This is a genomic window from Streptomyces globosus (assembly GCF_003325375.1).
GTDB lineage: Bacteria > Actinomycetota > Actinomycetes > Streptomycetales > Streptomycetaceae > Streptomyces > Streptomyces globosus_A.
This window is the reverse complement of sequence record NZ_CP030862.1, coordinates 4,679,880-4,693,999: the sequence shown is the minus strand read 5'-3', so window position 1 is coordinate 4,693,999 and position 14,120 is coordinate 4,679,880. Positions and strand designations below refer to the sequence as shown.

At 74.4% G+C, this 14,120-nt stretch carries 13 protein-coding genes; 5 read left to right on the top strand and 8 right to left on the bottom strand.

The window, feature by feature from the left end; translation table 11 throughout:
* Nucleotides 1-40: 40 nt before the first annotated feature.
* Nucleotides 41-316, bottom strand: coding sequence for a hypothetical protein (locus tag C0216_RS20725; RefSeq protein ID WP_114056725.1), 276 nt, complete (start codon nucleotides 314-316; stop codon nucleotides 41-43).
* 372 nt (nucleotides 317-688) lie between these two features.
* Between C0216_RS20725 and C0216_RS20720 the strand changes: the two genes are divergently transcribed.
* Complete coding sequence (locus C0216_RS20720; RefSeq protein ID WP_114058814.1) at nucleotides 689-2,356, top strand: CocE/NonD family hydrolase; 1,668 nt, start codon at nucleotides 689-691, stop codon at nucleotides 2,354-2,356.
* Here C0216_RS20720 and C0216_RS20715 read toward each other — a convergent pair.
* The 3 genes from C0216_RS20715 to C0216_RS20705 all read right to left on the bottom strand — a co-directional run bounded on the left by C0216_RS20715 (nucleotide 2,298) and on the right by C0216_RS20705 (nucleotide 5,460).
* On the bottom strand, nucleotides 2,298-3,131 hold the full coding sequence (locus C0216_RS20715) for a LytR/AlgR family response regulator transcription factor (RefSeq protein ID WP_114056724.1): 834 nt from the start codon (nucleotides 3,129-3,131) through the stop codon (nucleotides 2,298-2,300). The two genes, C0216_RS20720 and C0216_RS20715, sit on opposite strands and share 59 nt — an antisense overlap.
* Nucleotides 3,132-3,269: 138 nt before the next feature.
* On the bottom strand, nucleotides 3,270-4,283 hold the full coding sequence (locus C0216_RS20710; RefSeq protein WP_114056723.1) for an SCO0930 family lipoprotein: 1,014 nt from the start codon (nucleotides 4,281-4,283) through the stop codon (nucleotides 3,270-3,272).
* A 127-nt stretch (nucleotides 4,284-4,410) separates the two neighbouring features.
* Nucleotides 4,411-5,460 carry a GDSL-type esterase/lipase family protein gene (locus C0216_RS20705; protein WP_246042644.1) on the bottom strand — a complete coding sequence of 350 codons (1,050 nt, stop codon included), beginning with the start codon at nucleotides 5,458-5,460 and terminating at the stop codon, nucleotides 4,411-4,413.
* A 272-nt stretch (nucleotides 5,461-5,732) separates the two neighbouring features.
* On the opposite strand from C0216_RS20705, the gene C0216_RS20700 reads away from it, so the two are divergent.
* Nucleotides 5,733-7,190, top strand: a complete 1,458-nt coding sequence (locus tag C0216_RS20700) for an amino acid transporter (RefSeq protein WP_114056722.1) — start codon at nucleotides 5,733-5,735, stop codon at nucleotides 7,188-7,190.
* 10 nt (nucleotides 7,191-7,200) lie between these two features.
* Entirely contained in the window at nucleotides 7,201-7,656 is a 456-nt protein-coding gene (locus tag C0216_RS20695; protein ID WP_007262967.1) for an Lrp/AsnC family transcriptional regulator, read from the top strand.
* Between the two features lie 106 nt (nucleotides 7,657-7,762).
* On the opposite strand, the gene C0216_RS20690 is transcribed toward C0216_RS20695, so the two are convergent.
* A complete protein-coding gene (locus C0216_RS20690; protein ID WP_114056721.1) occupies nucleotides 7,763-8,083 on the bottom strand; it encodes a WhiB family transcriptional regulator in 321 nt (106 codons plus the stop codon).
* A gap of 133 nt (nucleotides 8,084-8,216) precedes the next feature.
* A complete protein-coding gene (locus tag C0216_RS20685; protein ID WP_114056720.1) occupies nucleotides 8,217-8,957 on the bottom strand; it encodes a GNAT family N-acetyltransferase in 741 nt (246 codons plus the stop codon).
* A gap of 284 nt (nucleotides 8,958-9,241) precedes the next feature.
* Here C0216_RS20685 and C0216_RS20680 point away from each other — a divergent pair, with 284 nt between their 5' ends.
* Together C0216_RS20680 and C0216_RS20675 are read left to right on the top strand one after the other, a co-directional pair.
* Nucleotides 9,242-10,045: a carbon-nitrogen hydrolase family protein gene (locus C0216_RS20680; protein WP_114056719.1), complete on the top strand. Its 804-nt coding sequence runs from the start codon at nucleotides 9,242-9,244 to the stop codon at nucleotides 10,043-10,045.
* Nucleotides 10,046-10,119: 74 nt separating this feature from the next.
* A complete protein-coding gene (locus tag C0216_RS20675; RefSeq protein ID WP_114056718.1) occupies nucleotides 10,120-11,817 on the top strand; it encodes a flavin monoamine oxidase family protein in 1,698 nt (565 codons plus the stop codon).
* Between the two features lie 60 nt (nucleotides 11,818-11,877).
* On the opposite strand, the gene C0216_RS20670 is transcribed toward C0216_RS20675, so the two are convergent.
* Both C0216_RS20670 and C0216_RS20665 read right to left on the bottom strand, forming a co-directional pair.
* Nucleotides 11,878-12,525, bottom strand: coding sequence for a DUF5995 family protein (locus C0216_RS20670; RefSeq protein ID WP_114056717.1), 648 nt, complete (start codon nucleotides 12,523-12,525; stop codon nucleotides 11,878-11,880).
* 115 nt (nucleotides 12,526-12,640) lie between these two features.
* Complete coding sequence (locus tag C0216_RS20665; RefSeq protein WP_114056716.1) at nucleotides 12,641-14,095, bottom strand: uracil-xanthine permease family protein; 1,455 nt, start codon at nucleotides 14,093-14,095, stop codon at nucleotides 12,641-12,643.
* Nucleotides 14,096-14,120 lie beyond the last annotated feature (25 nt).

The following is a 14,120-nucleotide window of genomic DNA, read 5'->3' as shown; positions in this document are numbered from 1 at the left end:
GGTCGGGGGCACGCGCTCCGGCGCCCGCCGCGCGGGGCCGTCAGGGTGCCGCGCCCCGGTGCTCCGTGCAGTCCCGCAGGGCGATCTCCAGCTCGACGTACGAGTCCTCGGCCCGCCGGAAGGCCAGCTTCAGTGCGGCCTCGGCGCGCGGCGGGAGCTGCCGGCCCGCGCCCTCGCCGGCCTCGTACAGGACGTCGGCCCAGCGGGCGGCCGCGCTGCGCAGCCGGGCGAGCAGCGCCTCGGCCTCGTCGGGTCCTGCGGGCCGGGCGCGGGGCAGCCCCGCCACGGCGTCGAGCAGCGCCTGGATGTCGGCCATCCGCCCACCCTCCCCTGGTGACGTCGCTCCCACGATAGGGCGGCCCGGGGGTGCCGGCGGGTGCGGCGGGGGGCGGTGCGGCCGACGGCGGGGGCGGGGCGCCGTACGCGGCGCACGGCGCGACGAACGGACCGGGCGCGGCGCCGGGCGGTCGGGCTGCGGCGGTCGGGCCGCCGGGCGGCGAGGCGGGGGCGGCCTTGCCGGATGCCCCCACCCCCATTAACGTACGCTGTACGTAGTACGCCGTACGCAAAGAAGGGCGACGCCACCGCCATGCCCCTGCCTCCCCGACCCGCCGCCACCGCCCCCGGCCCCCGCACGCGGCAGCACTGGACGCCGCCCGCCGGCAGGCCGCCGCTCCCCGCCCGGCTGATGCGGAACACCTGGCGCGGCCTGCCGCCGCGCCGCCACGCCGTCGGGTGGGAACCCGGCCTGCCGGTGCCCGCCGCGGACGGCAGCCCGCTCCTGACCGACCACTACTTCCCGCGCGAGCGGGGCGACTTCCCGACGCTGCTCGTCCGCACCCCGTACGGCAGGGGCCTGCCCTGGTCCCCCCTCTACGGCCTGCTCTTCGCCGAACAGGGCTTCCACGTCGTCGTGCAGAGCTGCCGCGGCACCGGCGGCTCCGGCGGCGCCTTCCACCTCTGGCGCAACGAACCCGCCGACGGGCAGGCCGCCGTGGAGTGGCTGCGCGGACAGCCCTGGTTCGACGGGCGGCTCGCCACCATCGGCCCCAGCTACCTCGGCTACACCCAGTGGGCCCTGGCCCTCGACCCGCCGCCCGAGCTGAAGGCGATGGTCGTCCAGCTCGGCCTGCACGACCCGCACGGCTGCTACCACGCCGGCGGTGTGCCGAACCTCGACACGATGCTGGCCGGCGGGACCGCCATGGCCTTCCAGCACCGGGGCGTGCTCGCGCTGGTCAGGGCGATGCTCCGGCTGCAGCGCCGGCTGGGGGCCGTCACCACCGCCCGCCCCCTGCGCGGCGCCCACCGGGACGCCCTCGGCGAGATCCCCTGGCTGGAGGAGGCCATGGACCGGCCCGACCCGGACGACGCCTTCTGGGACGGCGCCGACCTCGCGCCCTCCCTGGACCGCGTGGCCGTCCCGACCGCGCTCGTCACCGGTTGGCACGACCTCCTCGCCGACCAGTCGCTGGAGCAGTACCGGCGCCTGCGCCGGGCCGGCTGCGACGTGAGCCTCCTGGCCGGACCGTGGACCCATGCCTCCGCCCTCGGGCAGGGACTGCCCGACGTGTTCGCGGACGCCCTCGCCTGGCTGCGCGCCCACCTCCGGGACGACCCCTCCGGGCTGCGGCCCACCCCCGTCCGCGTCCACGTCGGCGGCGCGCAGGAATGGCGCGACCTCGCCGACTGGCCGGCCGAGCCGCCCGCCGCCACCGCCTGGTACGCGGCGCCCGGCGGGGCCCTCACCGCGTACCCTCCCACCGACGGGCAGGAGCCGCTCGCCTCGCTGCGCCACGATCCGGGCGACCCCGCTCCGTCGGTCGGCGGCCGCCTCCTCTCCCGCACCGCAGGCGCCCGGGACACCCGCGCCGCGGAGGCCCGCGAGGACGTCCTCGTCTTCACGGGACCGCCGCTTCAGGAGGCCGTGGAGGTCATCGGCCCCGTCACGGCCCGGATGACGGTCTCCACCGACACCGGGCACACGGACGTCTTCGCCCGGCTCTGCGACGTCGCCCCCGACGGCCGCTCCGTGAACGTCTGCGACGGCATCGCGCCCGTCCGGGCCGACCCGGGCCGACCCGCCGGGGTGCGCGTCGCCCTGGGCAGCACCGCCCACCGCTTCGAACCCGGCCACTGCATCCGCTGGCAGGTTGCCGCCGCGGCCCACCCCCGCTACGCGCTCAACCCGGGAACCGGCGAACCGCGGCTGGACGCAACGGAGTTCCTGCCGATCCGGCTGACCGTCCACGCCGCCTCAGCCCTCCTCCTGCCCGGGGCCGGCGCCGCGGGGCCCGCTACCCCGTCGCCCGGCGCATCAGCAGGTCCCGCAGTTGGCGGGCGTGGCGACGGCTGACCTGGAGCTCCGCCGACCCGACGCGCACGCTGGTCGTGCCGGAGTCCAGCCGGAGCTCCTCGATCCGGCCGAGCGCCACCAGGTGGCGGCGGTGGATGCGGACGAAGCCCCGCTCGGCCCAGCGTTCCTCCAGGGTCGCCAGGGGGATGCGCACCAGGTGGCTGCCCGCGTCGGTGTGCAGGCGGGCGTAGTCCCCCTGGGCCTCGACGTAACGGATGTCGGCGACGGGCACGAACCGCGTCACGCCGCCCAGTTCGACGGCGATCTCCGCCGCCCGGTCCGGGGTGCCCCCGGCGGGCGCCGCACCGGCCCCCGCCCCGTGCCGTGTGGGCGCGGCCGGGGCGGGCAGTCCGCCGCCGGTCCCCGCCGGGCCGGCCGCGGTGCGCCCGAGTTGGTCGCAGGCCCGGCGGACGGCCTCGGCCAGCCGCTCGGGACGGACCGGCTTCAGGACGTAGTCCACCGCCTTGAGGTCGAACGCCTGCACGGCGAAGCCCTCGTGCGCGGTGACGAACACGACGAGCGGCGGACGCGCGAAGCCCGCCAGCAGGCGGGCGATGTCCAGGCCGGTCAGCCCGGCCATGTGGATGTCGAGGAAGACGACGTCGATGCCGTCCGGGCCGTCGGGCCCGGTCTCCAGCGCGCGGGTGATCCGGCGCAGCGCCCCGGTGGCGTCCGAGGCGCCTTCGGCGCTCAGCACCCGGGCGTCGGAGCGCAGCAGGTACAGCAGCTCCTCCAGGAGCGGCTTCTCGTCGTCGACGGCCAGTACGCGCAGCATGCGACGGAAGTCTAGGGACGGGCGCGCGGCGGGGGAACGGGTGCGCGGCCCGCCCGCCTGGGGGAGGGGGAGCGGGGGGCCGCGCGGTCCGTGGGTGGGGGGAGGGGGAGGGGAGTGGGCGGGCCGTCCGGCCGGCGGTCAGGAGGCGGTGATCAGCTTGCCCTCGGGGGAGACGGCGTACCACTGGCCGCCGACGCCCTGGCCGTTGGCGTCACCGGGCTTCTTGTCGCCCGCGAAGGTGTACACGGGCCAGCAGTCGATGGACTGCTGCTTCCTGCCGTCGGGGCGGTCGAGCACCGAGAAGTTCTTCAGCGTGACGCCCTTCACGCCCGCCTTGTCCACCGGCGGTACGACCGGCCACTTGGCCAGGCAGTCGCCCGTGCACTTGGAGACCATCGGCCAGGCGCTGTCCGGCTTGAATCGGTAGACGGTCATCCCGTTGCCGTCGACGACGTGCTCGCCGAGCTTGGGGTTCGTCGCGACGGAGAGGCCCGCCTGGGCGGGCTGCGCGCCCTCCGGCTTCGGCTCGGGGGAGGCGGGGGCGCCGCCCCCGCCGCCTGCCGCCGGCTTCGCCGCCTTCTTGCCGTCGGGTGCGAGGGCGAACCAGGTGCCGCCCACGCCCTGCCCGTTGACGTCGCCCGCCTTGGTGTCCTTGGCGTAGCGGTACGCGGGCCAGCCGGCCACGGTCAGCTGTTTCGTGCCGTCGCCGCGGGCCACCTCGCCGAGCAGCTTGGGGTCGATGCCGGACGCGGCACCGGCGCCGGCGGGCACGGGCGGCCATGCCTTGGCGCAGTCGCCGTCGCAGTTCGACTTCGGGGGTTCGGCGGTGTCCTTGTCGAAGCGGTAGAGGGTGAGCCCGGCCGAGTCGGTGATGACGGGACCGGCCTTGTCGGTCTCGGCGACCGCCAGCTGCCCCGCCGGGCCGCTCCCGGCCCCGGTGTCGCCCGCCGAACCGTAGCCGGACCCCGCTCCGGCGCCGGAGCCGTAGTCGGACCCGTAGGCGGAGTCGGCCCCGGCACCGGCCGCCTGGGCGGCGGCCCCGGCCGGCTTCGCGGAGCCGGCCTCGCTGCCGCCGCCCCCGCCGCAGGCCGTCGCGGTCAGTGCGACGACGGCGGCCACGGCGGCCAGGGTGCTCCCGCGCTTGATGCCCATGGTGGTCTCTCCCGTTCGGTGTGTCCGTCCCCGGCGCCTCCGCGGTGTGCGGTGCGCCGGCAGTTGTGCGAAGGACACGCCGTGCGGGGCGCGCTCTGTTCAACGGCTCCGGTGTGGGGTGTCTCACTCAGCGCGCGTCGAACCCGGCGCGCCGCAGGGACGTGGCCACAGCAAGGCCGAGAACCCGGTGTCCTTCGTCGTCGGGGTGCAGTCCGTCGGCCAGGTGCCCCGGTTGCAGCAGGCCGCGGCCGGGCAGCAGGGCGAGGCGTGCGTCCCCGGCGGCGATGCGGTCGCGTACGGCCCGCTCCATGGCGGCGCGCAGGTCGCCGAGGGTGGCGCCGAGCCGGTTCGGGGTGTCCTCGGCGTCCGGCCGGAGCACCGGGGAGACCAGCAGCAGGGGGGTGCGGGGGTGGCCCTGGCGGACGAGGTCCAGGAAGGCGCGGGTGGTCTCGTACAGCAGGGGCGGTGAATGGGGCACGCAGGACCAGCAGTTGGTGCCGAAGGCGAGGGTGAGGACGTCGGCGGGGAGGCGGGCGAGCTGTTCGGCGGTGGCGAGTTCGCCGCGCCCGGCGCCGGCGTAGCCGAGGTTGACGGTGTCCCAGCCGAGGGCCCGGCCGGCGACGGCGGGCCAGCCGTGGGCGGGCCTGGTGGACCACCAGCCCTCGGTGATGGAGTCGCCGTGCACCACCCATCGGGGTGCGGGCGGGGCGGGCGCCAGGGGGCCGCCGATCCCCCGGAGGGCGAGGACGCGGGGCGAGCACGCCTCGGGAGGGTGGACGGTGAAGGGGCCGGGCCCCGCGGGGAGCGGGATGCGGACGGCGCCCTCGGCGGCCGGGTCGGCCCACACCTCGCCGAGGAGCCCGCGGCGGTCCCACAGGGCGAAGACGTGCGCGAGGTTCCGCATCGCGCCGGGGGCGGGGCCGGGGGCCTCGGCCCGGTAGCGGATCTCGACGGCTGCGGCGTCCGGCGCGGTGAACTCCAGCCGGACCCCGATCGGCAGGTCGGCGCGGCGGCCGGTATCCCACGGGAGCCGCATCGTGTCGGCCGGGTCGGCCCGGACGGGGCGGCCCCGGTCGAGCCAGGCGACCCCGCGCAGGAAGGGTTCCGGATCGACCCATCCGGTGGTCCCGGGGGCGTCCCGGGGTGCCGCGCGGCGGGAGATCTGACGGTGCGTCAAAGTGTGGCCCTCCGGTCTCCAGCGCACCGATCGATCATCCGTACGCAACAAAGGTCTATTCCGGACGGATCCGTGCAACGATCGTGCGCCAATGTGCAAGGATGGTGCATTACGGGCGGTATCACTCTGCTCGTAGGCTCACTCGCTGTACGTGGAGTGGCGCGGACCGCCTGCTCGGCGGTCCCCCCATGCCCAGACTCTTGTCTGCGTCCTGCCCGGACCGCTGCGGTCGATGCCTCATTCCCCCTCCGCAGTGTCAAAGGAGTCCCCTCGTGCTCGATCACGGCCAGGCGCCCCCGCTCTCCCAGGAGAAGCGCAAGCCTGCGAACCCGCTGCTGCGCCGCAAGCCCGTGGAGCAGCTGGTCGCCGAGGGCGGCCAGGGTGAGGGCGGCACGCTGCGCCGCTCGCTCACCATGTGGCAGCTGACCATGATCAGCATCGGTGCCACCCTCGGCACCGGCATCTTCGTCGTGCTCGGCGAGGCGGCCCCCAAGGCGGGCCCGGCCGTCACGATCGCCTTCATCGTCGCGGGCCTCACCGCGCTCTTCTCGGCCCTCTCCTACGCGGAGCTGGCCGGCTCGGTGCCCGTCTCGGGCTCCTCGTACTCCTACTCCTACGCCACCATGGGCGAGTTCATCGCCTGGGTCTGCGGCTGGTGCCTGGTCCTCGAGTACGCCGTCTCCGTCTCGGCGGTCGCCGTCGGCTGGGGCCAGTACCTCAACGAGCTGCTCGACGGGATGCTGGGCATCACCATCCCCGAGAAGCTCTCCGCCGCCCCGCTGGGCGACGGCGGCTTCATCAACCTGCCCTCGCTGGTCGTCGTCCTGCTCGCCATGGTCTTCCTGATGCGCGGCGCCAAGGAGAGCGCCCGCATCAACACGATCATGGTCGTCGTGAAGATCGTCACCCTGCTGCTCTTCATCGGCATCGGCGTCCTCGGCATCAAGGGCGGCAACTACGCCCCGCTCGCCCCGCTCGGCATCACCGGCATCAGCGCCGCCGCCTCCACGCTCTTCTTCTCCTACATCGGCTTCGACGCCGCCTCCACCGCCGGTGAAGAGGCCAAGAACCCGAAGAAGGACCTGCCGCGCGCGATCATGCTCTCCCTGGGCATCGTCACCGTCCTGTACTGCCTCGTCGCCTTCGTCGCCGTCGGCGCCATGCCGTGGCAGGACTTCGAGGGCACCGAGGCCGCGCTCGCCCAGATCATGACCGACGTCACGGGCGGCACCTTCTGGGGCGTCGTCCTCGCCGCCGGCGCCGTCGTCGCCATCGCCTCCGTCGTCTTCGCCGTGCTCTACGGCCAGACCCGCATCCTCTTCGCGATGTCCCGCGACGGCCTCGTCCCGAAGGTCTTCGCCAAGGTCGACGAGAAGACCGGCGCCCCCCGCGCCAACGTGCTCATCGTCTCCCTCTTCTGCGGCGCCCTCGCGGCCTTCATCCCGCTCGGCGAGCTGGCCAACGCCACCAGCATCGGCACCCTCTTCGCCTTCGCCCTGGTCAACGTGGCCGTCGTGATCCTGCGCCGCACCAAGCCGGACATGCCGCGCACCTTCAAGGTCGCCCTGTTCCCGGTCACGCCGATCCTCGGCTTCCTCGCCTGCGGCTACATGATGTACAGCCTGCCCGTCGCCACGTGGATCGCGTTCGGTGTCTGGATGGCCGTCGGCATCGTGGTGTACTTCCTGTACGGCGTCCGCCGCTCCCGACTGGCCACAGCAGAAATGTGATCCACCCGCAGTGCGACTGAACGATCTCGACGAACGCATCGTGCACGCCCTCGCCGAGGATGCCCGCCGCTCCTACGCGGACATCGGCTCCGAGGTCGGGCTCTCGGCCCCGGCCGTCAAACGGCGCGTGGACCGGCTGCGGGCGGAAGGCGCCATCACCGGCTTCACCGTCCGCGTCGACCCGGCCGCCATGGGCTGGGAGACCGAGGGCTTCATCGAGATCTACTGCCGCCACAACACCTCGCCGGACGACATCCGGCGAGGGCTGGAGCGGTACCCGGAGGTGGTGTCCGCGTCGACCGTCACCGGCGACGCGGACGCCCTCGTCCAGGTCTTCGCCTCCGACATGCGGCACTTCGAGCGCGTCCTGGAGCGCATCGCGGGCGAACCCTTCGTGGAACGCACCAAGTCCGTGCTCGTCCTCTCCCCGCTGCTGCGCCGCTTCACCTCCGGCGCCCCGGCCTGAGCAGCCCGCCCGGCCGCCGCACAGGCACGCGTACGACGAAGGCCCCCGGCATCCCGCCGGGGGCCTTCCGCATGCCGCCCGCGCACCGCGGCGGCGGGACGCGCGCTCACCGGCCGCCGCCGGCCGCCGCGGGCACGCCGCGCGCCGACGCGGACCGGCGGCCCAGCAGTGCCCGGCGCTCCTCCTCGGTCAGCCCGCCCCACACCCCGAAGGGCTCCTTGGTCCGCAGCGCGTGCTCCAGGCAGGCGGCGCGCACCGGGCACACCGCGCACACCCGCTTCGCGGCCGCGTCCCGGTCCTCCCGCTCCGGGCCGCGTTCGCCGGCCGGGTGGTAGAAGCGGCCGGGGCCCAGGTCCCGGCAGGCGGCGCGGAGCTGCCACTGCCAGTGGTGGACGGCGGCGCCCGGCAGCCGTGAGACATCGGTCATGGTGGTCCCCTCCTCGGAAGTCGCTCATCGACGCTTCCGCGTGTGACCCGCTGCGCGGGACGCGAAACATGCCGTCTGCCGGACCGTCCCGGACGGCGCGTTCCCACCGGCCCCGTCCGCCGGGGCGCCGGCCTCAGGCGGCGGGCGTGCGCAGCCCGACGAAGAGGGGCCGGCGGCGCAGCGTGAAGCCCATCGCCTCGTACAGCGTGATCGCGCCCGTGTTGTCCGCCGCGGCGTGCAGGAACGGGCGCTCCCCGCGCTCGGCGACCCCCGCCGCGACCGCCCGCACCAGCCGGGCGGCGAGCCCCTGCCCGCGGTGCTCGGGGTGCGTGCACACCGCGCTGATCTCCGTCCAGCCCGGCGGCCGCATCCGCTCGCCCGCCATCGCGACGAGCCGGCCGCCCCGCCGGATCCCCAGGTACGTGCCCAGCTCCACGGTCCGCGCCAGGAACGGCCCCGGCCGGGTCAGCTCCACGAGCTCCAGGATCTCCGGCACGTCCGCCGGGCCCAGCCGCACGGCCTCGGCGTCGGGCTCCGCCCGTACCGCCGTACCGTCCATCTGCACCCCGCCGAACCGGGCCACCGTCGTCCAGTCCCCGGGCGGGACCGGCAGGCCGGTCAGCCACACCGGGGCGTCCGGCCCGGCCAGCGCCGCCAGGTCGGCCCAGGCACGGGGATCACCGGGATCGGCCAGCGCCGCGAACGGGGAGACGTCCACGGCGTAGCGGGCCGCGAGGCCCGCCGGCCCAGCCTCGGCGAGACCGGCGTGCGGGCCGGCCAGCGCGGCCCACACAGGGTTGTCGAGGGCGTGGACGGGCGCAGCCGTCCCGGTCTCGGGCCCGGTCTCGGGCGACACGGGCGACACGGACGACATGGGGCCTGGGCTCCTCTCCGCGGGTGCGCCGGCACCCGCCGGACGGCTGCTGCGGACGGCGATCACCCACCACAGCACCGGCCACCGGCCCCTTTATGCCCGACCCCACCGGACCGGACGCCCCGCCCCCGCAGGCACCCCGCAACCCCCGCGCAACGAATCACCGCCCCACACGGCAAACGCGCAACGAATCGATGCTGCCGCCGCAACGGTCACGCCTTGTCCGGATCGAACACGAAAACGTACCTTCGTAGGACCCACCCCACCTGTCACAGAGGTAGCCCATGCCCGCGCTGCGCACCGCCCTCCTCCAGAGCTCCGGCGTTCTCGGCGACACCGCCGCGAACCTCAAGGCTCTCGACGAGGCAGCGGCCCGCGCCGCCGAGACCGGCGCCGGGCTCCTGGTGACCTCCGAGATGTTCCTGACCGGCTACGCGCTGCCGGTCGAGGAGATCGCGGCCCTCGCGGAGGCCGCCGACGGCCCCTCCGCCACCGCGATCGGAGAGATCGCCCGCCGCCACGGCGTCGCCGTCCTGTACGGCTACCCCGAGCGCGGCGACGGCGACGCCGTCCACAACTCGGCGCAGCTCGTCGGCCCCGACGGGGCCCGGCTGGCGAACTACCGCAAGACGCACCTCTTCGGCTGCTTCGAGCAGGACGCCTTCACCCCCGGCGACACCACCGTCGTCCAGGCGGACCTCGGCGGCCTCCGCGTCGGCATCATGATCTGCTACGACGTGGAGTTCCCGGAGAACGTCCGGTCCCACGCCCTGGCCGGCACCGACCTCCTCCTGGTGCCGACCGCGCAGATGCACCCCTTCCAGTTCGTCGCCGAACAGCTCGTCCCCGTACGGGCCTTCGAGAACCAGATGTACATCGCGTACGTCAACCGCACCGGCCCGGAGGGCGAGTTCGAGTTCGTCGGACTCAGCTGCCTGGCGAACCCCGACGGGGTGACCCGCACCCGGGCCGGCCGCGGCGAGGAGATGGTGGTCGGCGACGTCGACCCCGAGCTCCTGCGGGCCTCGCGCGAGAACAACCCCTACCTGCGCGACCGCCGCCCCGGGCTCTACGCCTCCCTCGTCTGACCCCCGGCCCGACGCGCCCCCGGGCCCGAGGCCCGAGCCCTCCCCCCAGCCCCACCTGCAAGGAGCCGTACCCCATGACGTCCACGGTGCCCACCACCGCCGTCCCGCACAGCGACGGCCAGCCGCCGATCACCATGTTCGGCCCGGACTTCCCGTACGCGTACGACGACTTCCTCGCCCACCCGGCGGGCCTGGGCCAGATACCGGCGACCGAGCACGGCACCGAGGTCGCCGTCATCGGCGGCGGCCTGTCCGGCATCATCTCGGCCTACGAGCTGATGAAGATGGGCCTCAAGCCCGTCGTGTACGAGGCCGACCAGATCGGCGGCCGCCTGCGCACCGTCGGATTCGAGGGCCCGGGCACCGAGGGCCTCACCGCGGAGATGGGAGCCATGCGCTTCCCGCCCTCCTCCACCGCCCTGCAGCACTACATCGACCTCGTCGGCCTGCAGACGGAGCCCTTCCCGAACCCGCTCGCCGAGGCCACCCCCTCGACGGTCGTCGACCTCAAGGGCGAGACCCACTACGCCGAGACGATCGCCGACCTCCCGCAGATCTACCGGGACGTCGCCGACGCGTGGAACGCCTGCCTCGAAGAGGGCGCCGACTTCTCCGACATGAACACCGCGATGCGCGAGCGGGACGTCCCGCGCATCCGCGAGATCTGGGCCAAGCTCGTCGAGAAGCTCGACAACCAGACCTTCTACGGCTACCTGTGCGAGTCGGAGGCCTTCAAGTCCTTCCGCAAGCGCGAGATCTTCGGCCAGGTCGGCTTCGGCACCGGCGGCTGGGACACCGACTTCCCGAACTCCATCCTGGAGATCCTCCGCGTCGTCTACACCGAGGCCGACGACCACCACCGCGGCATCGTCGGCGGCTCCCAGCAGCTGCCGCTGCGCCTGTGGGAGCGCGAGCCGGAGAAGATCGTGCACTGGGCGCAGGGCACCTCGCTGTCCTCCCTGCACGACGGCACCCCGCGCCCGGCGGTGACCCGCCTGCACCGCACCGCCGGCAACCGCATCACCGTCACCGACGCCTCCGGCGACATCCGCACCTACCGCGCCGCGATCTTCACGGCGCAGTCCTGGATGCTGCTCTCCAAGATCGCGTGCGACGACTCGCTGTTCCCGATCGACCACTGGACGGCGATCGAGCGCACGCACTACATGGAGTCCTCCAAGCTCTTCATCCCCGTCGACCGCCCGTTCTGGCTCGACAAGGACGAGGAGACCGGCCGCGACACCATGTCGATGACGCTGACGGACCGGATGACCCGCGGCACCTACCTGCTGGACAACGGCCCCGACCAGCCGGCCGTCATCTGCCTGTCGTACACCTGGTGCGACGACAGCCTGAAGTGGCTGCCGCTGTCCGCGAACGAGCGGATGGAGGTCATGCTGAAGTCCCTCGGCGAGATCTACCCGAAGGTCGACATCCGCCGCCACATCATCGGCAACCCGGTGACGGTCTCCTGGGAGAACGAGCCCTACTTCATGGGTGCGTTCAAGGCGAACCTGCCCGGCCACTACCGCTACCAGCGGCGCCTGTTCACCCACTTCATGCAGGACCGCCTGCCCGAGGACAAGCGCGGCATCTTCCTCGCCGGCGACGACATCTCCTGGACGGCCGGCTGGGCCGAAGGCGCCGTGCAGACGGCCCTGAACGCCGTCTGGGGCGTCATGCACCACCTCGGCGGCGAGACCGACGCCACCAACCCGGGCCCGGGCGACGTCTACGACGAGATCGCCCCGGTCGAGCTGCCGGAGGACTGACCCGCGGCTCCCCGTGACCACGGGCCGCCCCCGCGTGCACAGCGCGGCGGCGGCCCGTCCTCATGCCCGGCCCGTCGGGGTCAGCAGGCAGCGGCCGACCAGCCCGACGCCGGCGTCCAGCGACTCGGCGAACTCCTCGGCGAGGTCGGGGGTGCGGCGCAGGCGCCACAGCAGGCGGGCCGCCGACCAGGCGGCGCTGCGGGCGCGTTCGAGGCTCCACGAGCCGAGGAGGTGGGTCAGCGGGTCCGCGACCTCCAGCAGGTCCGGCCCGGGCATCAGGTCCTCCCGGATGCGCTCCTCCAGGCAGACCAGCGTGTCGCCGACGCGGTCGAAGTCCGCCTCCAGCGCCCGCGGTTCGCAGCCCAGCGCCCGGCAGGCGGACACCACCGCCAGCGCCAGGTCGTGGCCGATGTGGGCGTTGATCCCGGCCAGCGCGTGCTGGAGCGGGCGCACCCCGGGGTGCCGGCGGTACTGGAGCAGCGGCCGCCAGCACGCCGGGGCGCGCTCCGACTCCACCGCGGCCAGGTACCGCTCGGCGAACCGGACGCTCAGCGTCTCCGCCTGCCGGGGCGCGGGGAAGTCCCCGCGGCGGATGCGCTCGTCCAGCGTCTCCGTGACCGTCAGGTAGACCCGGTTGAAGACGGCGACGCCGTCCCGCGGGGGGAGCCGCTCGTCCAGGGCGCGCATCCGCGCGAGCACCGCTTCCATGGAGGGAGGGTGGCAGGCCGCGCCGCGCGAGCGGGGGACTTGGCCGTGTCCTTCCCCGGTTCGGGCGAACGAGGCGCACCGCGGCGGGGGTTCGGGGCCGGAACCGCCGCCCGGGTCAGGGGCGCGGGCCCTGCCCGGACGGGCCCTCCGCGCCGCCGCCGGCACCGTCCGCCAAGGGGCCGTCCGCCGCGGGGCCGTCCTCGCGGTCGTAGTCGGAGGTTCCCGCGTCGAGCAGCGGCGGCTGCTCCTTCAGGTGGGCGGGGGCGAAGAAGCGGAGCGCGTGGTAGCCGGTGATCACCACGAGCGTGCCGAGGGCGATCCCGCCGAGCACGAAGGTGTCGGTGATCCGGAGCTCGACCCCGCCGACGCCGATGATGATGCCCGCGGCCGCCGGCACGAGGTTCAGCGGATTGCGCAGGTCCACGCGGCCGTTCAGCCAGATCTGGGCGCCGAGCAGCCCGATCATGCCGTACAGGATGACGGTGATCCCGCCGAGGACCCCGCCGGGGATCGCGGCGACGACCGCCCCGAACTTCGGGCACAGGCCGAAGAGGAGGGCGAATCCCGCCGCCGCCCAGTAGGCGGCCGTGGAGTAGACCCGGGTCGCCGCCATGACGCCGATGTTCTCGGAGTACGTCGTGTTCGGCGGGCCGCCGACCGCGGTGGAGAGCATCGAGGCGGCCCCGTCGGCGGCGATGGCCGTGCCCAGGGTGTCGTCCAGCGGGTCGCCGGTCATCTCGCCGACGGCCTTGATGTGCCCGGCGTTCTCCGCGATCAGGGCGATCACCACGGGCAGCGCGATCAGGATCGCCGACCACTCGAACTGCGGGGCGTGGAACGACGGCAGGCCGATCCAGTCGGCCTCGGCGACACCGGACAGGTCCAGGCGCCAGTGGTCGACCGCCTCCGTGCCGCCCGCCGGCGAGTGGATCTTGCCGAAGAGCAGGTCGAAGAGGGCCGAGACCGCGTAGCCGAAGACCAGCCCCAGGAAGATCGCGATGCGCGACCAGAAGCCGCGCAGGCACACCACGGCCAGCCCGGTGAACAGCATGACCAGCAGCGCCGTCCACTGGTCCTGCGGCCAGTACGTCGAGGCCGTCACCGGCGCCAGGTTGAAGCCGATCAGCATCACCACCGCGCCCGTCACCACCGGCGGCATCGTCGCGTGGATGATCCGCGCGCCGAAGCGCTGCACGGCGAGGCCGGCCAGGAACAGCGCGGCCCCGACGGTGAACACGGCGCCCGTCACCACCGCACTGTCCCCGCCCGAGGCGCGGATCGCCGCGGCGACGCCGACGAACGACAGGGAGCAGCCCAGGTACGAGGGGACCCGGCCGCGGGTCGCCAGGAGGAAGACGGCCGTGGCGATGCCGGACATCATGATGGCGAGGTTCGGGTCCAGGCCCATCAGGACCGGCGCGACGAAGCTCGCGCCGAACATCGCCACGACGTGTTGGGCGCCCAGCCCCGCGGTCCGCGGCCAGGACAGCCGCTCGTCCGGCCGCACCACTGCTCCGGGGGCGGGGGTCCGCCCGTCTCCGTGCAGCGTCCAGCCCACGCCGAGGCCCATGTCCCACCACTTCCGTCGATCCGGT